The organism is Paraburkholderia sediminicola, assembly GCF_046026895.1.
In the GTDB taxonomy this organism is placed as follows: Bacteria; Pseudomonadota; Gammaproteobacteria; order Burkholderiales; family Burkholderiaceae; genus Paraburkholderia; species Paraburkholderia sediminicola_C.
The window spans coordinates 1-1,016 of record NZ_JAQQEU010000240.1 but is presented as its reverse complement, the minus strand read 5'-3'; the positions used below and the strand labels follow the sequence as shown (position 1 = coordinate 1,016).

Annotated in this window: 1 protein-coding gene; it reads left to right on the top strand. The window is 60.7% G+C overall.

Annotation, left to right across the window (positions count from 1 at the left end):
• On the top strand, positions 1 to 1,016 hold a 1,016-nt coding region (bamA, locus tag PQR02_RS40525), incomplete at both ends, for an outer membrane protein assembly factor BamA (RefSeq protein ID WP_408243403.1).

Sequence of the window (1,016 nt, the reverse complement as noted above, 5' to 3'; positions counted from 1 at the left end):
CCCTTCGTGGTGCAAGACATCCGCATTGAGGGATTGCAACGCGTCGAACCGGGTACCGTGTTCGCGTACCTGCCCATCAAGCAAGGCGACACGTTTAGCGACGACAAGGCGTCCGAAGCGATTCGCACGCTGTACGCCACGGGCTTCTTCAACGACGTCAAGATCGAGACCGAAGGCAATGTCGTCATCGTGCAGGTGCTGGAGCGTCCGGCTATCGGCACGATCGACTTCTCCGGCATCCATGAGTTCGACAAGGACAACCTGATCAAGGCGCTGCGCGCGGTCGGTTTGTCGCAAGGCCGTTACTACGACAAGGCGCTGGTCGACAAGGCCGAGCAGGAACTCAAGCGCCAGTACCTGACGCGCGGCTACTACGCGGCCGAAGTCACCACCACGATCACGCCGATCGACCGCAACCGCGTGTCGGTGCTGTTCGCGGTGGCCGAGGGTCCGAGCGCGAAAATCCGCCAAGTCAACTTCATCGGCAACAAGGCGTTCAGCACGGCTACGCTGCGCGACGAAATGCAGCTGTCCACGCCGAACTGGTTCTCGTGGTACACGAAGAACGACCTGTACGCGAAAGACAAGCTCACCGGCGACCTCGAAAACGTCCGCTCGTATTACCTGAATCGCGGCTACCTCGAGTTCAACATCGAGTCGACCCAGGTGTCGATCTCGCCGGACAAGAAGGACATGTATCTGACGGTCACGCTGCACGAAGGCGAGCCGTACACGATTTCCTCCATCAAGCTGGCCGGCAATCTGCTCGATCGCGAAGCGGAGCTGTCCAAGCTGATCAAGATCAAACCGGGTGACCGCTTCTCGGCCGAAAAGCTGCAGGCCACCACGAAGGCGATCGTCGACAAGCTCGGCGAATACGGCTACGCATTTGCGACCGTCAACGCGCAGCCGCAGATCGATCAGGCCAACCACAAGGTCGACCTGACGCTGCAGGTGGACCCGAGCCGCCGCGTCTATGTGCGCCGCATCAACGTGGTCGGCAACACGCGCACGCG